This window comes from Nostoc sp. CALU 546, assembly GCF_048836525.1.
Map to the genome: position 1 here is coordinate 46,266 of NZ_JAWJTF010000022.1, position 22,074 is coordinate 68,339.

Consider the following 22,074-nt stretch of genomic DNA (forward strand, 5'->3'; position numbering starts at 1 on the left):
CTATGAGACAGGGATTTACAATCCCTGGCGGACGTGGGGTTTCGCGTTAAGTTGACACCAATGGTCATTGGTGAATATCCTCTTTCTTGTGGACGGAAAAGCTTTTTATGCATCGGACTAATTTAAACCACGTTAAATACTAGGCGTGGTATATCTTGGACTCATGAATGACTGTCGCGTTGCGGTTTGATACTCTAAGTTAGTTTAGGTAGTTCACAGCTTAATCTCTTTACTGAGAATTTGAATCTCAGTACCAGGATAGTAAAATTGGAGAATTTTTGGACTTGACCAACCTAGTTTCGCTAAATTTTGAGCGCCTGTTTGACTTAAGCCAACTCCATGTCCTAATCCACCACCAATAAAAGCGTATCCCCAGAGTTCCGGTTTGCCTTTGTTCAGAGGTTCTATGTAAAAAAGCGTACTTGTAGGAGCCGCGAAGGCGCTGCGAACTTCGTCTTTGTGCAGAACAAAGGTGCTGTGATCAGTTTTAACAGCAAGTTCAAGGATACGTCCACTCTGGCTTCGCTTCACTACTGCCATAGCTTGAATTGTCTTAAATTTGGCATGAGGACTATTTTTAACCTGCAAAAATTTCTGCAAGTCTTTGGTAATATCCTCTAAACGGGTTTCCTTGCGCCAACGAAACACATTCCATTTGCTCTCATTAAATCCTTGTTGCGTATTAATAAATTTTTGGAAGTTCTTTTCATCTGCTAAACTCTGCTTAGACAAATCCCAAAAATTAGTCGCAGCATCCAGTACAGGGCGGAGATAGGGACGATCATCGCCATTCCAGACATCACTGAAGGAAGCTGTGACACCACCAGTGGTGGAAGAATATAGGGCGTCTACTAGTTCATTTTTATAGGTTAGTACTTTACCCCTGGTTGATGCGATCGCTTGGTCTGTTTTGCTAACTGCTCCCTTCAGCCCATAATAAACTTGGCAGTGAGTATCAGCACATAACTGATAGTTGTCTGCGGCAAACCTGCGTAAATTTCTCAAGGCATAAGTCCGGGCGAGAATTGCCTGGGCTTCTAGCGCCGCTGTTGGTGCATCCGTGCCTATTTCGTAAGGCACAACCCCACGCAAATAAGTTTCTAAAGGTACTTGATTAACTAGAGTGTATGTGCCGTATGCATTTGGCTGCAAATTCAGCCTCCCGGCATAAAGACGAGCATTTTCTGGTTTTTCGCTTTTATTCACCCGAATCAAGTTTTTCTCAGTGCTAATTTCCAAATCATTCGGGCTGTAGCGATTGCCATCCACCACCCAACTGACTCGCGGCACTTGTTTTAAAATTTGAGTATCAAGATATACTTTTTCTTTGGTAGAAGCTTGGATGTTTTGTAATAACAAGCGTCGCAGTAAAGGAGTGCTGTAAACATCTCGTTTTGCCCAAACTTGCCAGCGTTCTGGCTGGGCTATTTCCACTTCCATTCCCTGAGAACGCCATTTATTCGCACTGTCTTCTGCGGTTTCAAAAGTGCGGTATGTGCCCAAAATTACCACTTCTTCGACTGCTGGCTGGGGTAAAGCTTGCATGACTGTTTCCAGCTTTACAGGGTTATTGGTAACTAGGGTTTGCTGCTTATTGCCCGCTTTAAATTTTAGCTTTAAGCGATCGCCTTTTATGGGTTCCAGTTGCAACTTGGCTGTAGGTTGTGAGCCAAATCGCTGCACAATCCCAATTTTCAGTTCCATATCCGGGATGTTGCTCTCAGGCCCAGATGCCGCAGTCAGACCCAATAGACAAAATGTTGTCAGCACAGTGTGGGAAAAACGCCAAAACAAAAATTTCATGGCTACCTGATAGCGTACCCCTACGGGGAAGCAAGCTACGCGAAGCGTCTCCAAGAGTTGCGATAGCAAGTAATCTCTCTTAGAGAGCATCTTTTGCCCCTTAATGCTTCGTTGGAGCTGATTTTCCAATTGCTTTGTAGCGCGGTTTTTTTGTCGCATGAGTGCTCCAATGATACCATTACCAATTTTGCCCCAAATACTAGTTGCAAAACGAAGTCATAATGACTATGATTTATTTATAGGTAAAAAACAGAACTAGTTGGATAAACTTTTTATGGTTAGAGTCCAAGAAATTCCATTAAATCAGATAAAACGGCCATTGCCCCGTGCAAACGATCCAAATAAAGTGCAAGCCTTAATGGAATCGATTGCGGAGATTGGGCAGCAAGAACCTATTGATGTTCTAGAAGTAGATGGACAATATTATGGCTTTTCTGGTTGCCATCGGTATGAGGCTTGCCAGCGTTTAGGCAAAGAAACCGTTTTAGCCAGAGTCCGTAAAGCACCCCGCAGCGTTTTGAAGATGCACTTGGCATAGATAATGGGGATTGGGGACTAGGGATTGGGGACTGGGGACTAGGAACTAGGAATCAAGGGCTTAATTTTCTTGCCAATCCCCAATGCCCCATTCCCAATTTCCAATCCCCAATTACATATAACCTAATTAGGAGAAAATTATGTCATCGAAAGTAACAGTCAAAAATGTAAATATCGGCATTGACGAGGCGAGTAGGGCTAAAATTGCCGACGGTTTATCTCGCCTGTTAGCTGATACCTATACACTGTATCTGAAAACTCATAACTTCCATTGGAATGTAACAGGGCCGATGTTTCAAACATTGCATTTGATGTTTGAAACCCAGTATACAGAATTAGCCTTAGCAGTTGATTTAATAGCCGAGAGAATTAGAGCGCTTGGCTATCCCGCACCAGGAACCTACAGCGAATATGCCAAACTAAGTTCGATTCCAGAAACCCCTGGAGTTCCTAAAGCTGTGGAGATGATTCGCTTACTAGTTGAAGGACAAGAAGCGGTAGTCCGAACTGCACGGTCTATTTTTCCTGTGATAGAGGAAGTTAACGACGAACCTACCGCCGATTTATTGACTCAGCGGATGCAAGTACATGAAAAGACAGCTTGGATGTTGAGAAGTTTACTGGAAGAATAGGAAGGGGGAATGGGGAATAGGGAATAGGGAATAGGGAATAGGGAATAGGGAATAGAGAAGAAACTGAATCACTAAATACCAATGCTCCATGCCCAATGCCCAATGCCCCATGCCCCATGCCCAATGCCCAATGCCCCATGCCCAATACCCAATACCCAATGCCCAATACCCAAAAGTTGCAAGATTTAATGCAACAGGTGGGTATTTCTAGTTTTAAAGCGCTGAGTCGTGCTGCTGGTGTCTCAGAGCGTCAGATTTTGCGGTTACGCCAAGGAAAACTTGAGCAGATGCGGGTAGATGTGCTGCTCAAGCTATCGTCAGTGCTACAGATGTCATTGAATGAATTAATCAAAACTTTTTCAACCGTAGAGTTGTTACAAGAGCAAAAAGCGCCTACTCAGCAATTGTTACAAGAGATTGCAGATTTAAGAAGAGAGTACGATCGCTCTCAACTTCAATTAGAACAGCAAAGAGAGATATTACTACAAGAACTCCAGCAGTCGAGTTTGCAACTGCTGGAGTCTTTATTATTGCAATGGCCAACAGCAGCACAGAAAGCCCAGGAGAATCCCCAGCTAGCAGCAGTCAAAATAGTACCCTTGGTGCAGAAACCTTTGGAAAAGCTTTTACAGGCGTGGGGAGTGGAAGCGATCGCACCTGTGGGAGCAGAATTACCATACGATCCCCAACTGCACCAATTGATGGAGGGAACTGCACAACCTGGAGAAACAGTCAAAGTACGCTACACTGGCTACCTTCAAGGTGAAAAGCTACTTTACAGAGCCAAAGTCAATCCGGTTTGAGGGATGTTAGGAGTTAAAAATTCATAACTCTTTACTTTTTGTGTTGTCTGTTGAGAAATGACAGATATTGGGAATACTAAAATAGGAGAGGCGATCGCCTCAGAGAACTTCTTTTAGCGCATTGGTGTAGCTTCAAGCTTGCTTGGCGCTGTTGAAACCGAAATTTTTGGCTTTAGAGCGGCACTCTAGAGGTAAATTATTTTAATTATGTAAGTAATTGGACATAAATAAACGTAGATGCTAGTTACTATCATAAGTATTCAGTATTCAACAAAGGATTATATCCACTAATGATTCTGAGATAAAACCCCGATAGTTAAGTAATTTTCATAGTCTTTTTGCTTGTAGTACTGAATTGGGGGCTAGAGCAGGGGAAAATTTGGTGTGTAATGCAGACCCGTCGCTAAATTGGAGAATAATCGATACCTACCACCCAGGCAATGCGATCGCAGCAACCCATTGAATTTTGAATTGTTTAATCATGACTATCATTATGAGGTTTGTTGGAGAACCTCAGTTTTGCAAAAATATTTGGGAAATAATCTGAAAAGCAGTAACTTCAGCTTGTAGATCAGTATATACCTATGTCAATGAGATGCAAGCAAGCGGGCATTGAAAATCAACCTATATGAAGAAACATCAAATCAGCAAACAACTTAAAAATCAGTCATTCCATCTTTCTTACAAAAATAAACATACATGAGTTTTACTATACCGACTTACTTACCTTCTTTATTTATAATTGGTCTGTTCCTACTAGAAAAACTATACTTGTATTGAGCTAATGATTTTTTTGTGATTAAAAAAATCAGATGAAAATGTTTATAATTAATCTTTATACATCCTAAGTAATTATCAACGATTACCCAATATGTAATCTTGGATTTTATTTTGCAAGCATTTTTAAATGTTCTATGATGGGTATATAATAGCGACATCAGAGCATCATTTACACAAATCAACGTGACATAATCATGAGAGAACAAGTAAAAGTTATTAAGCTCAGTGGTAATTTAAATGCCACAACTTCGCAAGAGTTTCGACAAAATATCACTGATGTTATAGAAAATGGTGCGAAAATTGTGTTAGTTGATTTTAAAGATGTAACGTTTATGGATAGTTCCGGTTTAGGAGCTTTAGTCTTAGCTTTCAAAACCTTACGAGCAGCGGATACAAAGCTTGTTCTCTGCTCAATTAATGAGCAAGTCAGAATATTATTTGAACTGACTAACATGGATAAAGTATTTGAAATATTCCCCAGCCAAGACGCATTTAATCAGGTTTTACTCTCCAAAACATAACTAATCAAACTTCATTTGCAAAATAGATAAATCATCATCAAAAGCATCTTTGGAGTTGAGGGCGATTAAATAACTCAGTATGTGATCAAGTTGGCTATCAATAGGATTTTGTAAGCTAACTAGTAGCTGAATAAAAGCATCTAGACTCCAAAGTGTGCCATCTGATTTAGTTATTTCATAAGCGCCATCACTAAAAATGTAAAGGGTACTGAATTTTTCAATATTGCAAAAACCATCAACATATTTTGCCTCTGGAAACATGCCGACTGGCATACCGGGGGTTTTTAAGAGTTTAACTTCAGACTTCCTTGGAGATGTGCCGGTTACTAAAACTGCTGGTGGATGACCTGCACTAGCATAAATTAGCTGGCGATTGATTCGGTTATAAACTCCGTACCAAATCGTAAAATATTTGTCATTTTGATAATTCATCTGGAAGGTATCATTTAAAGCCTTCAATACATCACTCGGTTGATAGTAATTTAGACCTTTGAGCGCACGGGAACGCAACAGATTCAGCACTGAAACAGAGGGAAGAGTCGCTTTGAGTCCATGTCCGGCAGTATCGAGTAAGTAAATTGCCAGATAATCATCATCAAGCCAATAGTAATCGAAACAGTCACCGCCAAGTTGTCGCGAGGGAATAAATCGGAAATTTATATTGAATGGTTCAGTCATGGAAAAAGGCAGCAGCGATCGCACATATTCTGCTGCTTCTGACATTTCTGATTCTAAAAGCAACTTTTGAGCCTGCAAATCTCTACTCAATTGATGTAGGCGTAATCCTGCTCTTACCCGTGCTTGTAATTCATTATGCTCAATAGGTTTGGAGATAAAATCATCAGCACCAGCATCTAAACCTTTGACGCAATCAGCAACGGAATCTAAGGATGTTAATAAAATAAAGAATGTGGTAAAAAATTTGGGGTCTGTCTTAATGCGGTGGCAAACTTCTAGTCCAGTCAAACCCGGCATGATCCAATCACAAATAATTAGCGCAGGACGGTAAGCCAGTGCCTTTTCTATTCCTTCCTCGCCGCTACTGGCTGTAACTACCTCATAACCCTGTTTTTCCAACATCCTTTTCAGGAGTATTTTTATTGAATAATCGTCATCAATTATTAGTATTTGAAACATAGAAAGTTGTAAGAAACACTCATTAATAATTTGCTGTAAAAATAGAAAATAAAAATATGATATTGGCTAGTTAGTAGTACATCTGGATTATACTACTAACTATTTTTTCTTTTCGCGTCGAATTTATGGCTGTTTAACACTCATAAAAAATTATGGCGCTGCCAGAGGATTTAACCACAAAAGGATAGTGGTTTTTAGCTGGTTTAAGTCGCGGTATGCTTCTTGCTTAAACCATTGCCCTAATGCATCAAAGGGGGTGAAAGATGTTCCAGTTTGCCATTTAATATCTTGACCTAGAGGTGTTGTATGAGTTCCTGGTAACGTTTGTGCTGTCACCATGTCATCAAAACGTTCTTGTAAGATTTTGGTTAAAGCTGCTGATTGATCAATGGTGTCATTACTAAATTTTATTAATAAATTGCGTCGGATATTGTAACGAGCTTGGACAAGCTTGTTAGTTTCCAAGGGTGAGGGTGTAAACTCGATTTTCAAAGTAGAATTAAACTGTTCTACTAGTGGGATAGCTTCTTTCGCGGCGTAGTTATTGAAGGATATTAAAATATTACCTGCACGTTCTACTTTAAAGAGGCTACCAATCAGCAAGTGAAGTTTACAGCCCATACTATGTCCAATGCCGTAGATGGGGAAGTAAAGTTTGCGTAATGCCCCAGAGTCTTGTAAGCGTTCGAGGGTGCGGTCAAAATTTAGTAGCACTGATTTTGCGATCGCAGTATGATCCAATGTATTGACGAAAGGTGTAGCAATTACAACATAACCCTTACTTGCCAATTGTTCGAGTAACCAGCGATAAGTGATGTGCGGTGCAGTGGCGACAAATGCACCTCCCAAAAAATGAACGATACCTATGGGATTTCGGGGAATGATTACCCAGTTGCCTCTGACTTCTTTCCAGTCCATGCTCATGAGCGATCGCTTTAGGAATATTCTTTATGTTAGACCGGGGATCGCAACCGTGGGAAGGATTATGAAAAAAGCCATTGAGAATGTCTCCAGCCAACAGCGTGTATGGACTTATCTGGAGCATCTATGCTTTTAGCGTCTGTCTGCGACACGCTCCCGCGAACGTAGAGAGCGTCATCACGAATTACGAATTACGAATTATCTTAACGATGAGTTTGTAACCTTTTCATTTCGTGTTGCACATCTAATGCAATCTGTAATGCTTCGTTGAGTAACCTTCCATGCTCGGTAGCCTGTTCCGTTACTTGCATGGCTGTTAAAGTTGCTAAATTATTGACGAATAGTTCTGTATTACTAAGGATAAAGCTCTTATTTTCTCTCAAAATTCTTTCTGTTTTCAAAGCACGAACTAAATCAGCTTTGGTGAGTTTAAGAGCTTCGATAACACCCTCTCTTTCTTTTATAAGAACTTCTGGATTACCCGCTTCTTCTATTTGGTCGTTGATATCTATGACTTTAATCACAGTATTATATCTATTAACCTCATTTAACAAGATTTGTAGAGATTTTGTCATATTATTTTTGACAATTCTACTTCTAGTTTTCCATATTAAATACAAGATAGTTTGCGTAACACCGCCAACCCAAAAGCTTAATAACATTAATAATATCCAAGATGGCATTGTTACCCATGTGACAAAAAATTTAATGATTATGTCAAATAGAATATAGACAAAAACAAATGTAGAAAAACCAATAAAAACTACAGTTGCTCCTTCTGAACTTTTAACTTTTTGTATATATATCTTTGCTAATATCTTCAGAGGATTTGTAATGATTAAAAGATCCTCGTTAACAGGTAAATTAGTCAGCTTTTGTAGTTCATCCTGACTAATTTCCAAGCCCTGTAAATCATCCCGCACAGCTTTTTAACCCTTGCCAGAATAGTTATTTAATCTAATATAGCAATCAATTTTCTGGAATGCTGGCATTTTGTCCAAACTTTTTCAGGCAAATTAATACTTCTAGGCAATGTAAATTTTTTTGTACAATATGATACTCTTTTGCCAAGATAACTATTTATACTATAGGAATCCGCTTTGATTTCTGAACAAATTTGCGTAGACAGGTAACAGGCAACAGACAACAGTCAAGAAGGCTTCTTAGTTGTACTGAGTTTTTTCACCAAATCAAATATGAGTCCTATATAAGAGTAACTAGAACGAAATTGAAGAAGAATTCAGAAGTTAGAATTCAGAAGTCAGAATGGGCTAAACCTTAGCTATCCGCTAACAGGAGTCAGAATGGGGGATTCAGACCCGCCACTGAATTGTTCCAAATATGCAGATTTAGTGGAGGTGCAAAAACGCCCTGGATTCATCCACTATGAAGTTCAAAATATCCAACTTAATTCTGGCTCCTGACTCCTGAATTCTGTTTCGATAAATCAATTGCCTGTAAACGTAATGTAAATGCAACAGGTTATTGTTCTAGTAAACAAACATTTACAACTATAAGAAAAATTAATAGAAAAGTCCGCAAAAACGGACTTTATTTGTTTATTTATAAATAATCGTGTCTCACTAATTACATTAACTTCGTTTTGGAGAAGATTGTTTCTGTTTTGAAATGCCACGCTGAGGATTTAAAAATGGGGGGATGGGACAGTCTAGCGTCATAGCGATCGCTCTGAGTAAATCTGCTTCTGATGAAGTAACTTTGTTATCTAAAAGTACTGTGTGGGCGCAGGCATCAACAATAGCTTGCTTGAGTTTGGGACTCGCAAGACGGAGGCGCTCAATACTTTTCTTAAGTTCAGTGAAATTGCAGGTTAGTGGTATTTCTGGTTTTTCTTGCTCTCCGGCTTTGGGAAGTCGAAAAACTCCAGAACGAAAAGCATAGGTGATGTCTTCGGTGTGGGCATCGGGTTGGGAATGTCCAACGCGGGCAATTACGGACAGTACTAATAGACTATCTGGCCAAATCTGTTCGATGGTGGTGAATTCTACCGTTGTAGGCGACGTGGGATTGATACTAGGTTGCAGCCGATGCCAAAGTATTAACTGCAACACAAAATGCCACAGTGATAAACTTCCGGTGGCTACAACTAAACCGTGGACGCATTTGCACAGCCTTTGACATTCTTTGGCAGAATTTTGGCGTAATATAGGTACTGCCAAATCCACAAGTGGTAGACGAATGCTGGGATCTAACTGGTTAATTTCGCTGCGAAATTCTATGGTTTTTTCTACCAACTCAGTAGGCTGCACCTCGCGTAACCAAGCAATTTGACGTTCTTGGATCTCGATATTTTCAGTATCTAACGCTAGCGCAAAAGCGATCGCCATTGCACTTTCCTGCTCCCGTACACCCAAGCGCAGGGATTCCGGTAACTGCGATAACAGGGCTTGAGCATGGGCAAAATGCTCTGGTGTAACGCTTCCAACTTGGTTTACAACCTTTGCTGGCGTGGCGCTGGAATCACCAGCAAAGCCCATTGTTAAGGATTCCTGGGAGGGGGAACGCATCTGATTGCGAGATGGCATTGCTGCTAAATTGCTGACGTTCAAACCCCCAACGCGGCGGATACGTTCTGCTAAAGGTGGGTGGGTAGAAAACATATCTTCCCAGAAAGAGGGGTTGAGGGCGTTGCCAAAAAACATGTGGCTAGCGGCTTCTGCTCCGGGCGAAATCAAGCGTGAATCCATCTGTTGGAGTTTTTGGAAGACTCCGGTAAGTCCGTTAGGATTGCGAGTAAACTGTACTGCTGACGCATCGGCGAGAAATTCGCGTTGGCGAGAGACGGCGGCTTTAATCAAGCGTCCACAGAGTAAGCCGATACCGCCAATTGCCATTAGTGCCAAACCAAAAGCCCAGATAGGTAAACCTTTATCTTCCTTTCCTAAACGGAAGGTATCACGAATGCGCCACAACAATTCCCCGGTTATGTAAATGAACAAAATCCCGTGCAGTAGTCCCACTAAACGCAAATTTAGCCGCATATCTCCATTGAGAATATGACTGAATTCGTGGCCGATGACTCCTTGTAGTTCATCCCGGCTCAGGTGTTCCAAAGTTCCACGGGTAACTCCAATTACAGCATCATTGGGCGTAAATCCGGCAGCAAAGGCATTAATTCCGGTTTCTCTTTCCAGGAGATAAACTTGTGGGACGGAAATACCAGAAGCGATCGCCATTTCCTCGACAATATTTAATAGTTGTCGCCCTTGTTCATCGGCTGTATCTGGTAGCAGGAGTCTTCCCCCCAACTCCTGAGCGATTACGCTTCCTCCTTGACGGAGACAGGCAATTTTATAGAGACTTCCTACTGCGATCGCAACTATTGTAATCCCAGCCACGTAGAGAAATATCCCTGGATGCCACCAAACACGGAAAGCCATGCCGAACATAAATAAAGTGGCAATATAAATCGCCATAATCATGACTGCGATCGACAGGGAAAATAACCCAATTAATTGTTGCGTATTTTGGCGTGCCCGATCCTGATGTTCAAAGAAATTCATAGACACCTAAAAAGACACGCGTGGAGCATTTCTCATTTCTGGAGTAGCTTCGGCAAGCAATTCTGCAACAGTAAAGTTAAAAGTATTTGCCACAAGATTGCTGGGGAAAGATTCGCTCTTGGTGTTGTAAAGTGTCACCGCGTCATTAAAAGCCTGACGGGCAAAAGCAATCCGGTTTTCAGTGGAAGATAATTCTTCCATTACCTGAGTCATGCTGCGATCGGCTTTCAATTCTGGATAAGATTCTGAAAGTACCATCAACCGACTTAACGCACCCATTAGTGCCCCTTCAGCATTACCCAACTGTTGCATCGCTTGCGGATCGCCGGGATTTTGCACAGCACGACTGCTAGCATTAATTGCAGAATTCCGAGCCGCAATTACTGCTTCTAAAGTTTCTCGTTCATGTTTCATGTACCCTTTGGCAGTTTCCACCAAGTTGGGAATTAAATCATAGCGGCGCTGTAATTGAACATCGATTTGAGAGTAAGCATTTTTGTAACGGTTGCGATACTTGACTAAATCGTTGTAGCTATTAATGATAATGACAGCAACAATGGCAACTAAAGCAACAGAAAATATTAAAAGCCCCATATTTTTAGATGATTTCCATTAGGTACTTACTTTATATCCAGCAAAATTTGTGTGGATATAAAGATGAGTCTACTTGTAGCAAGTTGGCTTCGTCGTCTGTAAAATTAGTTACGCAATTGCACTGAGCTAGATAGGTTATAAGATTTTTTAAATAACCACAGAAAGAAACACAAAAACAAGATAAATAATTTCTAACAATTCCAAACTTTTGTGAACTTTATCGTCTGTTCTTTCTCTGTGTACCTTGCGCCTGTGTGGTGATTAAAAATTGTAGTCAGAGTAAGTTACCCATGAATATGAAGAAATAGGGAATAACCACTGGCAGCAAAAATAAAAAGGATAGCGGCAGGAAAAATTATTACATCCCTAACAATAAATAAAATCCAATCTTTTCTTAGTTCTTGTTTAAACTTAAGTTCTCTCAGTTTTCGCTCAAGTTCTACGTCTTCTTGCGACGGCAAATTTTCAGGTGAGGTAATTAGTGGATTGTCGCCTTTGTGGGCAATTATTTTTGATAAATCTGTCATGGTGTTTAGATAGCAATAATTTCACAGTGTTAATATGCTTATTTTTGCTAAGTTTTTAAGGCAGAGTCCAGTTTTCTAGTTTTAATCCGTTGATGCGTTCGTAGTGACGAGTATTGTTTGTTACTAAAGTGTAGTTTCCTGCAAGTGCAACACTAGCAATTAGTAAATCAAATTCAGCAATTGTTTGCCCTATTCGGTAGAATAGAAACTGCGCGATCGCAGCTGATAAATTTATCATTACTTCAAAATAGGAGATTTTCAAAAGGATAACTTTGCTTCCAACGATAGGTATTAAAGTCACGTTGATCTACTGAAAAAATGCGTCCATGCCCTAAATGTTCTGCTAAAATCACTAGGGAAGCATCAGCCAAATCCATTGGAAGATCAGCATATTTTTTCATTAATTCAATAATTCGAGGGGTATGATGAGGTTCTAAATTAAAAATCGTAAACAATTCTTGTTGTAGACTCTTTAGAAAAATAATTTCAGCGTCAACTCCCTTGCGAGTTAGCAAAAGATAACAAGTTTCTGTGACAACAGACCATGTTGTAATTAAAGGTTCATTATATTGTTTTAAAGCTTGTTTTGCTCTTTCGTGGTGAGTGTCTTTTTTATCAATAAGAGCTAACCAAAATCCTGTATCAACGATGATCATATTTATTATCTAATGTATTAGATAAAACCTCTTTATATGTAGTTGATAAATTTTCTTCCACAGAACAACAACCAATTAATCCAATTTCATCAAACTTATCATAGAGACTTTTTTCTTGACTATGATTTTCTGATTCTGATTGAGGATACCGCTTTTTGAGTAACTGAATAAAATCAAGTAGTAATATTTGAGCTTCTTCTGGTAAAGTATCAATGTCTCTATATATTTCTTCAAATTTTATAAGCATAATTAACTTTTAAGATTGAGAGAAATTTTTAGCATGACCCTATTGTAGATTACTTTTAAACCACTCACATCTGATAAATTTATAATTTATAAAGGCATACTGCCAAATAGTATTTTAAAATTTATAAAGATATTAGTTGATACCAGAGGCTAGAGAAAATGAGTATTGAGTAAATTATTATAGATAAAGTCACAATATTACCTCCTGATAAGCAACAAGAGGCATTACATTTTGTAGAATTTTTACTTGCGAAAATACAAAAGTAAGAGTTATCTTTTGAAGAAATAAAGTCAGGTGTTTCAGCTTTGACTCTTGCTCAAGAATACGTTAGTTGTGTGGAAGCAGTAAGTGACTTATCAACTAATAAAGATTATATGGATGGTTACGGTTCCTGATGAGGCGATATACATTGCTAGATATAGAACCATTGGTTCCAGTAATTAATCGCCGTGACCAGTGTTCCCTTAGATAACAGCACAGTGAGCTAATAGCAGCCTTTATTAACTTGTGAAGTCGTTATTTTGGTTTAACAAATAGTTACCTTGGGGTCGGGAACTCTAAGCCTGCATCTTTTCCTTTAAATCCGCGCTAAACTCTGCATGGGAAGGCGTAGATTCGGTAATCTTAAATTTAGTTTGGCTAGACAATTAAGATTATAGCCAGCAGTAGCGCGGTGTTAGTGTTTGCACACCATTGGATGTGCTTGGCTTTATGCTCCAAGGAGTTTCCCAAGGCTTATGTGATATATCCTAGCAACTATCAGCAAAATTTTCAAGGGTCAATAGAATAATAGGCTAAGGAACGTGGATATAAGTATCTTGAATCTCTCATTAATCAGAGTTATGACATAAATATCACATTTTTATGTAAGGAAAATATAAATATTACTGTGTATAAGGACATCTGTACTATTTTTTCTGAGCCACGCCTAGCAACCTACCTCAAAGCTGCAAATCATGATGAGCAACAGGCTTTAGAACTATATCAACTAAATCTGAGGCTATCAGAATCAATTTACCCAACACTCTGCATACTTGAAATAACTTTAAGGAATCGAATTAGTGGTGTACTTGTCAAGCACTATGGAGATACTTGGTTCGATGGGTATAAAGGAGAGTGGTTTGATGGACAATTTTTACCTTTGCCGTCAGGAAAAAAGAACTATGAGTGGGACGAAATACAAAAAACAAAATATAAGCTTTTAAAAACTCAAAGGCTAATCACAAAAGATACATTAACCGCCAATCTAACTTTTGGTTTTTGGACAGGAATGATAAATCGCTCTTATGAAAGAAGAATTTGGCAAAATTATATTAGTCAAATTTTCCCAAACGCTCCTAAAAAGTATAATCTTATACGTAATATTTCCTCAATCAGAAAGGATTTACATGGAATACGCGAGCTACGTAACCGTGTTTTTCATCATGAACCCATTTTTTGTACTAAAAAAATGTCTTTTGATGATCTAGTTGTAAATTATGATCATGCTAAAAAGTTAACAGGTTGGCTAAGTCAGGATGCCTTAATTTTTCTTAATAAACATGATAAATTGAGTAACTTATTATTGTCCATACCACCTAGTATGAAATAATTTTTTTAACAACCCCCACCTAAGATAAACTTAGGTAGGAGTAGTACACTTAGCCCTAATGAACTAACGCGATCGCACGTTTCGTTAACGCTTCAGCAGTCAATCCATTAAATGCCATCAACTCACCAGCACTGGCTGTAGTCTCTCCACGCTTCCAAGCAAAGGTGTCGCGCTTGGCTGTACTCCGCAACAGAATTGGTTCCAGCATCGCAGCAGCACCACCAGTAACAGCAATTAATGCATCGCCATCAAATAATTCGGCAAATTTCGCATCATCCAAGAAACCGCCTTCGGGTTCAGAACAGGTATCCCACGCGGTATCATGACTACGGTACAATTGCCGAGGATTGATGACAGAAACTATCTTGGCACCAATACCTTCAGTTTCCAAGAAAGCAGCAGCTTCAAATACTGGCATCAATGTCATATCACCAATTACAGCAAATACAACTTGTTTATCACCAGCGATTTCATGTAATAACACTGCACCATCGCGCAACCCTTGACGAGTTTGTTCTAAAGTTGTGCGAATTGGTAACGGCGATTTACTGGCTGTAATCACAACTCCCTTATTCTTAGTTTTCAACGCCCAGTCATAACAAGCTTGAATACTATTAGCATCAGGCGGAAATAATGGGAAAACATTTCCATTTCGCATCAACGAAGCAAAGTAAGCTTCAATTTCTGGACGTTGGTGAGTCCAACCGTTACGTCCTTGCTCTAATGCGCCTGCTGTGAATAAAGTAATAGTTGAGGGAGTTTGACGGCGCAATTCTGCCATTGATTGGGTTACAGTTTGCCAAATTGGTAATCCATTGATGGCAAAAGATTCATAAGAACACCACAATGTTCTTGCACCCATTAACGCTAAACCCGCAGCTAAACCGGCACAAGCATCTTCACTCAATGGTTCATAAACTTGTCCGTTTGGTGCTTGGTTATATAAGTCGTCGGTTGTGGGGTGGATAATCTTTAATGCTTGGTTGATGTTGGCAATTCCCGATGCTTCGTTACCGTCAGCGTTGGTGACAAGGAAATTCTGATCTTTCTTTCCAACTATTCCTACCAATCGTCCCATCGCAGTTGTGGAAACTTTGGGTTCGCCACCGACTGCATATTCTTCTAAAGGTAATTCGCCTAATTCTGGCAATGGTAATTCAAATTCTGTCACCACAGTTTTTGCGGCTGGGCCACCACCGGCGCGTTCGGCATTTGTTCTGACTAATTGCCAAGCTTCCGCAGACAAAGCACGGGTTTGCAATGCACTAATAATATGCGGCGCATCCAACGTATCTTTAGGATACAAGTTGTGAGATTTTGCACCCCGCGCATGGACTCCTGCACCTTTGAGTTGTTTAATAATGAAGACGGTAAGTTTACCACCGAGTGCAAAACGCGCTGCTTTATCTACACCCGAAAGTACTGCTTGCGTAAATTCTAGGCGTTTCTCAAAGGAGAAAGCCGTACTATCAACGTAATCCCCTGGTTGGTTTTGATCGTCAAAATCTTTGGCATCCACTAACACCACTTCATCAAAACCGTTACCTTGCCAATATGCTTGCATCTGTTCATTGGTTTTCAGGGAAACCATGCTGTGATGTTCTTGGCTGTAACCGTTCCACACCAACACTGGTAAGAAGTTTGTGACAGCAGGATAAGCAGTATGGAAATGCGCGATCGCACTTACAATATAAGGCTCACCCAATCCACCATCACCAACTGTAAAGGGGAACAACTTATCTTTGTGCAACAGTGCAGCCGCCATTGCAAAGTGTTGCCCTTGTCCTAAAGGCCCAGCCGGTGCGAGAATACCGGGGATGTAACCAGAAAGGTGTCCTAAAAGTCCGTGCTTTTCTCGGAAGCGATCGCGCAATTGTTGGACTGTAAAAATTCCCATGTCCTCTAGCGAACGATCCAAGAACATGGCACTATAAAATCCGGGGGCGTGGTGTCCGACTTCGGTAATAATGTTTTTGTATCCCAGCATGACAAGAGATGCATAAGCTTCTGCTTGGCTGGCGAATCCGCCGGGATGCCCAGAAGCTTTACTACCAGTAACTTGCAAAGTCAAGTAGCGTAAGGCATCGGCAGCCAGTAAAGTTTGATATACAGCTGCTTTATCTGTGGGAGATGCGATCGCTATTTTGCCCGACTCTATAGCAGGTGTTGCACCATAAGTTTCAAAATCTGGTAACGCTTCACCAAAATATTGAATGCCTTCCGAAAAATTGGGAAGCGCTGAAGATGCCTTTGCGGAAATTGCAGTCATGCTGAGTACCTTTTGACGATTAAGTGAAACTGTAGATGCTCGTTGAATTTAACAAAAATTTTACATCTTCGAGGTTGTAACAGTTTATTGCTTTTTTGCAACGTTAGAATAAGTACTTTAAATGGTTAGGCAACCAGAATTTTGGTTAGTTTAAGTAGCAAAAAAATATTAAGTAGCAAAAAAATTTATGAAATTCCCAAACGGCCCTAAAACTCCAGCAGTTTTACAGATGGTGCGCTGGATTGTTAATCCGATGTCATTTATGGAGGATTGTGCCAAAAGCTATGGCGAGATTTTTACTCTCAGATTAGACAACAATCTTCCTCCTTTGGTGATTGTCAGCAACCCCCAAGCGCAACAGCAAATTTTGACAAATGACACCAAGGAATTAGAAGCGCCTGGTGATCTGAATAAGGTGTTTGAACCTTTACTGGGCAAGCATTCTATAATTAGCATTAGCGGTGCAGAACACCAGCGTCAACGCCAGTTGTTAATGCCTCCCTTTCACGGCGAAAGAATGCGGAATTATAGTGAGGTGATTACCGATGTCACTCAAAAAGTCATCAGCCAATACCAGATAGGTAAACCCTTTAATATTCGGTCTGCAACCCAAGCCATTACCTTGCGGGTGATTATGCAAGCTGTGTTTGGGCTACATGAAGGGCCTCGCGCCGAAAAACTACAGAAATTTTTGGGCGATCTTTTAGAAAAAGCTAGTTCTCGGTTAAGTGTGGCTTTGCTTTATTTTCCAGTTTTGCAAAGGGATTTTGGCCCGATTAACTTCTGGGGAAAACAGATGCGCCTCCAGCAAGAAGCTGACGAACTCATCTACGAGGAAATTCGGGAACGTCGAGAACAACCAGATTCATCACGCACAGATATTCTTAGTTTACTCATGGCTGCTAGGGATGAAGCCGGTCAACCCATGACTGATGAAGAGTTGCGCGATGAATTGATGACTCTGTTAGTCGCCGGTCACGAAACCACGGCGACAGCCTTAGCATGGGCATTATACTGGATTCACAAACTACCATCAGTGCGCCAAAAGCTACTGCAAGAATTAGATAGCTTGGGCGATAATCCAGACCCCGGAACCGTTTTCAAGTTACCCTATCTCAACGCTGTGTGTTCCGAGACATTGCGGATTTACCCAGTAGGTATACTAACTTTTCCCAGAAAAGTAAGAACACCAATATCATTAGGCGGCTACGAACTAGAACCGGGTACAGTCTTACTTGGTTCCATTTATTTGACCCACCACAGGGAAGATATTTACCCAGAACCTAAGCAGTTTAAGCCAGAACGGTTTTTAGAACGGCAATTTTCTGCCTATGAATATTTGCCCTTTGGCGGTGGTGCAAGGCGTTGTATTGGTCTAGCATTTGCCCAGTTAGAAATGAAGCTAGCACTTGCTAAAATCCTTTCTAGCCTGGAATTAGAACTAGTTGACAACGGTGAAGTGCGGCCTAAACGCCGTGGTTTGGTGACAGGGCCAGATCGTCCTATTGAGATGGTTGTCACGAGTCAACGTCAAGTGAAGTCTCCCATCCTTGAGACAATTACTGTTTAACTTCCGTCTATTGGCAAGCTACGGTGTACACACAAGTGCTGTCCACATAGGTTTCAACTCTTTTACCCACATTACCCGCATCCCGCCCAGAACTAAAGTTCAGGGCTAATAGCTGAAGTCCACTTAAGTGGACTGAACAATCAATTTAGTCCACTTAAGTGGACTTCAGCTATGAGACTCGGAATTCATTCCGAGGCGGGATAGAAACGCAGTCCGAGATTTTTTAATAAAGATATGACTGCGACAAGACTTGTGTGTACACCGTAGCAATGCCTTGGGGGGACTAAGGGGGGTAACTCGACTTGTATGTACACGGTAGCTTCTAAAAGGAGAGAGGTCAAAATTGCACCTCACGCTGTCGAGAAGCGCTATATATATTTAGAGATATTTCCAGCCTAATTCCTAATTATTTAATATCAATTTAATGTGAAGTTGCACATATCTTGATCCCCCTAAATCCCCCTTAAAAAGGGGGACTTTGAATTCCCCCCTTTATAAGGCTACCGTGTATACACAAGTTGAATTACCCCCCTTAATCCCCCCTTGTAAAGGAGGGAAACCGGAAAATCTTGTTCCCTCCCCTTTGCAAGGGGAGGGTTAGGGTGGGGTAAAACTGACGCATAAACCAGGTGAGTAAACTACTTCAGACTTGTGTATACACCGTAGCCTTTATAAGGGGGGCTAGGGGGGATCGAATTCTATGCAGCTTCATAAAGAATTGGTATAAAATACTTTGTAATTGTTCCCTAACAAAGGTAATCCCGTTTAAAAATTACGAATTAATTTAATCTATACCGCAATATAGATTCACTCTTCAAAATTAGTCTTTACAGTAATGATTAAGAGGATATTTAGGAGATTAATAATTAATGCCTGATGAGCATGGATTTGAAGAGAAAATTATATCTAAGGAAGCTGAAAAAAGAATATCCGAGAAGCTAGATCAAGTAGAAAAAATAGAAATAGATGTACAAACCGATCTATTGAAAATAGTTCAGGGACAGGCGGATGGAGTTTCATTTGCGGGTCAAGGATTAGTCATCCAGGAAGATATTCGCGTACAAGAAATAAAACTGCAAACAGATAGTATTGCTATCAATCCCTTCAGCGCTATTTTTGGTCAAATAGAACTTAATGAGCCAGTAAATGCCATAGCTCGCATTATAGTTACAGAAGTAGATATTAACCGCGCTTTAGCATCAGACTTTGCTCGTAGCTGGATGCAAAATTTTGAGTTGAATGTAGATGGCGAAATTGTGAGTTTTGAGCCGGAAGAAATTCAGGTATTTTTACCTGGTGATGGCAAAATAGAATGTAAAGGAAAGGTGTTTTTAAAGGAAATGGGAAAAACTCGCCCTTTAGCTTACACTGCGATCGCTCGTCCACGGACTGATTTACAACCCGCCATGTTGGAGAGTTTTAACTGCACTGAGGGAGATGGTGTTTCAATAGAATTAATTACAGCATTCATCCAGAAAGCTAAAGAACTGATGAATCTACCATCTTTAAAATGGGAGGATATAGCATTTTCTATTAAAGATATAGAAGTAGAAATCGGTAGTTTAATACTTATGATAGAAACTCAAGTGCGGCAAATACCACCATTGTCAAGTTTCCTATCTCCTTAGTAGTATTTACACTGGTTAAAGATAAATTTTGTAACTAGGGAGTGATGTAAATTTATTAAAAATTTTATAAGCTTTTGAAGGCTACTTATTTTTTGAAATAACAACTATGCAAGAGTATGATGTTGTGCTGATTGGTGCTGGACATAATGGGCTAGTTTGTGCAGCTTACTTGCTAAAAGCTGGTTATAGCGTTCTGTTACTAGAAAAGCGTTCTGTTCCAGGTGGCGCAGCCACAACTGAAGAATGTTTACCCCAAGAAGCACCTGGATTTAAATTTAATTTGTGTGCTATTGACCATGAATTTATTCACTTAGGGCCAGTTGTTGAAGAATTAGAACTAGAAAAATACGGATTGCATTATTTGGAGTGCGATCCAGTTGTTTTCTGTCCTCATCCTGATGGCAAATATTTCTTAGGACATAAGTCAGTGGAAAAGACTTGTGCAGAAATCGCTCGTTACAATGAACGTGATGCCAAGAAATACGCAGAATTTGTAGACTTTTGGCAGCGATCGCTAGGTGCAATGATTCCCATGTTTAATGCACCGCCAAAGTCAATTATAGATATCCTTGGTAACTACGACATCACAAAACTGAAAGATTTATTTTCGGTTATTGGTTCTCCAAACAAAACGCTGGACTTTATTCGCACCATGCTAAACAGCGCGGAGGATTTACTTAACGAGTGGTTTGATGAGGAATTTTTGAAAGCGCCACTAGCTAGACTAGCATCAGAACTTGGTGCGCCACCATCACAAAAAACCCTTGCCATTGGTGCAATCATGATGGCGATGCGCCACAATCCAGGGATGGCCAGACCTCGCGGCGGAACTGGCGCACTTGTGCAAGCTTTGGTGAATTTAGTCACAAGTAAAGGTGGCGTTATTCTCACAGATCAACACGTGGAAAAAGTTTTAATCGATGATGGAAAAGCTGTAGGTGTGCGGGTTGCTGGTGGTAAAGAATATCGCGCTAAATACGGGGTTATTTCTAATATTGATGCCAAGCGATTATTCTTACAAATGACTGATAAAAGCGATGTTGATGGAGCCGACCCAGATTTATGGGAAAGATTAGAACGCCGCATCGTTAACAATAACGAAACCATCCTCAAAATAGATTTGGCTTTAGATGAACCACTGCGCTTTCCATACCACGCCCACAAAGACGAATACCTCGTCGGTTCTATCTTAATTGCCGATTCTGTAGCTCATGTAGAACAAGCTCATAGTAAATGCACCTTGGGAGAGATACCTGATGCTGACCCATCAATGTATGTGGTGATGCCTAGTTATTTAGACCCCACATTAGCACCTCCTGGCAAGCACACTGTATGGATTGAGTATTTCGCCCCTTATCAAATTGCCGGTGCAGAAGGCACTGGTTTAAAAGGTACTGGTTGGACAGATGAATTGAAAAACAAAGTTGCAGATAGAGTGATTGATAAATTGGCGGACTATGCACCGAATGTCAAGAACGCAACTATCGCCCGTCGTGTAGAAAGTCCAGCAGAACTAGGAGAAAGATTAGGTGCGTATAAAGGGAATTATTACCATGTTGACATGACTTTAGATCAGATGATATTTTTCCGTCCCTTGCCAGAAATAGCCAACTACAAAACGCCAATTGAAAACTTATTTTTGACTGGTGCAGGGACTCATCCAGGTGGTTCAATTTCAGGAATGCCGGGACGAAATTGTGCGCGTGTCTTTTTGCAGGCGAAACATCCCATTAGCCAAACTTTAAAGGATGCTCGTGATTCGATTAAGTCAACTGTCGAGTCGGTATTTGGTATCATTTAAAAATTGTAAAATAGAGCCTATTACCATCTATTTTGTGCCTTTGTGTCTTGATACTGAAAATATAATTTTGGTATGACAAAGACATGAAGGCAAGCTTTCACGCCTACAAGTTGCACTTTATCAAAAAGTGAAGGTTTAAAACCTCGCCCCTGGTGGGCGAAACCTGGATTTCTCACAAGTGAGAAATCCAAGGAGTGTGGGGAGATAGAAAAAAGCAACAAACCTCTTACACCTCCCACACTATGAGTGAGAAATTCGGGCCCAAGTGTCTGGCTTAGTTTAATTGCGAATTGCGTTAGCGGAGCGGGGCGTTAGCAAGAGTACGAATTGGTTTTATAACTAACATCTTTTGCCTACGGTAGGCAATAAAATTCTAATCAGCAGTTGGCATCGTCCCAGCGATAAATGGTAAGCTGATGCGCTTTGAAGTCGCATAGTTTCAATCGCGATAAAGACGCAATTTGAACGATGATTAGTTTAAATAATTGCTTGACATAATGAAGCAATTAACATCATTGTTTAGTGAAAAGCTA

19 protein-coding genes and 1 pseudogene are annotated in these 22,074 nt (G+C 40.4%); 9 read left to right on the plus strand and 11 right to left on the minus strand.

Translation table 11 applies throughout. The annotated features are described in order from the left end of the window. Positions 1 to 213 precede the first annotated feature (213 nt). Positions 214 to 1,962 (minus strand): SpoIID/LytB domain-containing protein, encoded by a 1,749-nt coding sequence (locus RRG12_RS13530; RefSeq protein ID WP_420759650.1) that lies wholly within the window; start codon positions 1,960 to 1,962, stop codon positions 214 to 216. A 115-nt stretch (positions 1,963 to 2,077) separates the two neighbouring features. On the opposite strand from RRG12_RS13530, the gene RRG12_RS13535 reads away from it, so the two are divergent. From RRG12_RS13535 to RRG12_RS13550, 4 genes are all read left to right on the plus strand, one after another. Further along, entirely contained in the window at positions 2,078 to 2,341 is a 264-nt protein-coding gene (locus RRG12_RS13535; protein ID WP_012410090.1) for a ParB N-terminal domain-containing protein, read from the plus strand. Between the two features lie 139 nt (positions 2,342 to 2,480). Further along, positions 2,481 to 2,972, plus strand: coding sequence for a Dps family protein (locus tag RRG12_RS13540; protein ID WP_069073386.1), 492 nt, complete (start codon positions 2,481 to 2,483; stop codon positions 2,970 to 2,972). Positions 2,973 to 3,130: 158 nt separating this feature from the next. After that, positions 3,131 to 3,775, plus strand: a complete 645-nt coding sequence (gene grpE / locus RRG12_RS13545; protein WP_420759683.1) for a nucleotide exchange factor GrpE — start codon at positions 3,131 to 3,133, stop codon at positions 3,773 to 3,775. 974 nt (positions 3,776 to 4,749) lie between these two features. After that, entirely contained in the window at positions 4,750 to 5,076 is a 327-nt protein-coding gene (locus RRG12_RS13550; protein ID WP_069073387.1) for an STAS domain-containing protein, read from the plus strand. Here the strand turns inward: RRG12_RS13550 and RRG12_RS13555 are convergent, their stop codons facing one another. The 9 genes and pseudogenes from RRG12_RS13555 to RRG12_RS13595 form a co-directional block, all read right to left on the minus strand. After that, positions 5,077 to 6,213, minus strand: coding sequence for a PP2C family protein-serine/threonine phosphatase (locus RRG12_RS13555; RefSeq protein ID WP_420759651.1), 1,137 nt, complete (start codon positions 6,211 to 6,213; stop codon positions 5,077 to 5,079). Positions 6,214 to 6,363: 150 nt separating this feature from the next. Further along, on the minus strand, positions 6,364 to 7,131 hold the full coding sequence (locus RRG12_RS13560; RefSeq protein ID WP_069073389.1) for a DUF1350 family protein: 768 nt from the start codon (positions 7,129 to 7,131) through the stop codon (positions 6,364 to 6,366). A gap of 206 nt (positions 7,132 to 7,337) precedes the next feature. Beyond that, entirely contained in the window at positions 7,338 to 8,057 is a 720-nt protein-coding gene (locus RRG12_RS13565; protein ID WP_420759652.1) for a hypothetical protein, read from the minus strand. Positions 8,058 to 8,726: 669 nt separating this feature from the next. Then, positions 8,727 to 10,658: a M48 family metallopeptidase gene (locus RRG12_RS13570; protein ID WP_420759653.1), complete on the minus strand. Its 1,932-nt coding sequence runs from the start codon at positions 10,656 to 10,658 to the stop codon at positions 8,727 to 8,729. 6 nt (positions 10,659 to 10,664) lie between these two features. Next, complete coding sequence (locus RRG12_RS13575; protein ID WP_420759654.1) at positions 10,665 to 11,252, minus strand: LemA family protein; 588 nt, start codon at positions 11,250 to 11,252, stop codon at positions 10,665 to 10,667. 284 nt (positions 11,253 to 11,536) lie between these two features. Beyond that, complete coding sequence (locus tag RRG12_RS13580; RefSeq protein WP_420759655.1) at positions 11,537 to 11,779, minus strand: hypothetical protein; 243 nt, start codon at positions 11,777 to 11,779, stop codon at positions 11,537 to 11,539. Positions 11,780 to 11,834: 55 nt separating this feature from the next. Then, positions 11,835 to 11,951 (minus strand): annotated as a pseudogene (locus RRG12_RS13585) (PIN domain nuclease); the annotation flags it as partial. Positions 11,952 to 12,021: 70 nt separating this feature from the next. Next, positions 12,022 to 12,435 (minus strand): type II toxin-antitoxin system VapC family toxin, encoded by a 414-nt coding sequence (locus tag RRG12_RS13590; RefSeq protein WP_420759656.1) that lies wholly within the window; start codon positions 12,433 to 12,435, stop codon positions 12,022 to 12,024. Then, positions 12,422 to 12,682 (minus strand): DUF2281 domain-containing protein, encoded by a 261-nt coding sequence (locus RRG12_RS13595; RefSeq protein WP_069073395.1) that lies wholly within the window; start codon positions 12,680 to 12,682, stop codon positions 12,422 to 12,424. Before RRG12_RS13595 ends, RRG12_RS13590 begins: the two co-directional genes overlap by 14 nt. A gap of 179 nt (positions 12,683 to 12,861) precedes the next feature. On the opposite strand from RRG12_RS13595, the gene RRG12_RS13600 reads away from it, so the two are divergent. Both RRG12_RS13600 and RRG12_RS13605 read left to right on the plus strand, forming a co-directional pair. After that, complete coding sequence (locus RRG12_RS13600) at positions 12,862 to 12,948, plus strand: DUF2281 domain-containing protein (RefSeq protein ID WP_420759684.1); 87 nt, start codon at positions 12,862 to 12,864, stop codon at positions 12,946 to 12,948. Between the two features lie 623 nt (positions 12,949 to 13,571). Continuing rightward, positions 13,572 to 14,273, plus strand: a complete 702-nt coding sequence (locus RRG12_RS13605) for an Abi family protein (protein ID WP_420759657.1) — start codon at positions 13,572 to 13,574, stop codon at positions 14,271 to 14,273. A 55-nt stretch (positions 14,274 to 14,328) separates the two neighbouring features. Here the strand turns inward: RRG12_RS13605 and RRG12_RS13610 are convergent, their stop codons facing one another. Continuing rightward, on the minus strand, positions 14,329 to 16,542 hold the full coding sequence (locus RRG12_RS13610; protein ID WP_420759658.1) for a phosphoketolase: 2,214 nt from the start codon (positions 16,540 to 16,542) through the stop codon (positions 14,329 to 14,331). Positions 16,543 to 16,729: 187 nt separating this feature from the next. On the opposite strand from RRG12_RS13610, the gene RRG12_RS13615 reads away from it, so the two are divergent. The 3 genes from RRG12_RS13615 to crtO all read left to right on the plus strand — a co-directional run bounded on the left by RRG12_RS13615 (position 16,730) and on the right by crtO (position 21,541). After that, positions 16,730 to 18,112 carry a cytochrome P450 gene (locus tag RRG12_RS13615; RefSeq protein WP_069073398.1) on the plus strand — a complete coding sequence of 461 codons (1,383 nt, stop codon included), beginning with the start codon at positions 16,730 to 16,732 and terminating at the stop codon, positions 18,110 to 18,112. An 869-nt stretch (positions 18,113 to 18,981) separates the two neighbouring features. Next, a complete protein-coding gene (locus tag RRG12_RS13620) occupies positions 18,982 to 19,740 on the plus strand; it encodes a DUF2993 domain-containing protein (protein WP_420759659.1) in 759 nt (252 codons plus the stop codon). Between the two features lie 106 nt (positions 19,741 to 19,846). Next, the gene (gene crtO / locus RRG12_RS13625) at positions 19,847 to 21,541 is read left to right on the plus strand and encodes a beta-carotene ketolase CrtO (protein ID WP_069072685.1); all 1,695 of its coding nucleotides are present in this window, start codon (positions 19,847 to 19,849) and stop codon (positions 21,539 to 21,541) included. Positions 21,542 to 22,074: the final 533 nt, after the last annotated feature.

Excerpts from the sequence above, each read along its gene's own strand:
- RRG12_RS13530 (WP_420759650.1), bottom strand. The coding sequence starts at position 1,962 with ATGCGACAAAAAAACCGCGCTACAAAGCAATTGGAAAATCAGCTCCAA.
- RRG12_RS13535 (WP_012410090.1), top strand. The coding sequence starts at position 2,078 with ATGGTTAGAGTCCAAGAAATTCCATTAAATCAGATAAAACGGCCATTG.
- RRG12_RS13540 (WP_069073386.1), top strand. The coding sequence starts at position 2,481 with ATGTCATCGAAAGTAACAGTCAAAAATGTAAATATCGGCATTGACGAG.
- grpE (WP_420759683.1), top strand. The coding sequence starts at position 3,131 with ATGCCCAATACCCAAAAGTTGCAAGATTTAATGCAACAGGTGGGTATT.
- RRG12_RS13550 (WP_069073387.1), top strand. The coding sequence starts at position 4,750 with ATGAGAGAACAAGTAAAAGTTATTAAGCTCAGTGGTAATTTAAATGCC.
- RRG12_RS13555 (WP_420759651.1), bottom strand. The coding sequence starts at position 6,213 with ATGTTTCAAATACTAATAATTGATGACGATTATTCAATAAAAATACTC.
- RRG12_RS13560 (WP_069073389.1), bottom strand. The coding sequence starts at position 7,131 with ATGGACTGGAAAGAAGTCAGAGGCAACTGGGTAATCATTCCCCGAAAT.
- RRG12_RS13570 (WP_420759653.1), bottom strand. The coding sequence starts at position 10,658 with ATGAATTTCTTTGAACATCAGGATCGGGCACGCCAAAATACGCAACAA.
- RRG12_RS13575 (WP_420759654.1), bottom strand. The coding sequence starts at position 11,252 with ATGGGGCTTTTAATATTTTCTGTTGCTTTAGTTGCCATTGTTGCTGTC.
- RRG12_RS13580 (WP_420759655.1), bottom strand. The coding sequence starts at position 11,779 with ATGACAGATTTATCAAAAATAATTGCCCACAAAGGCGACAATCCACTA.
- RRG12_RS13590 (WP_420759656.1), bottom strand. The coding sequence starts at position 12,435 with ATGATCATCGTTGATACAGGATTTTGGTTAGCTCTTATTGATAAAAAA.
- RRG12_RS13595 (WP_069073395.1), bottom strand. The coding sequence starts at position 12,682 with ATGCTTATAAAATTTGAAGAAATATATAGAGACATTGATACTTTACCA.
- RRG12_RS13610 (WP_420759658.1), bottom strand. The coding sequence starts at position 16,542 with ATGACTGCAATTTCCGCAAAGGCATCTTCAGCGCTTCCCAATTTTTCG.
- RRG12_RS13615 (WP_069073398.1), top strand. The coding sequence starts at position 16,730 with ATGAAATTCCCAAACGGCCCTAAAACTCCAGCAGTTTTACAGATGGTG.
- RRG12_RS13620 (WP_420759659.1), top strand. The coding sequence starts at position 18,982 with ATGCCTGATGAGCATGGATTTGAAGAGAAAATTATATCTAAGGAAGCT.
- crtO (WP_069072685.1), top strand. The coding sequence starts at position 19,847 with ATGCAAGAGTATGATGTTGTGCTGATTGGTGCTGGACATAATGGGCTA.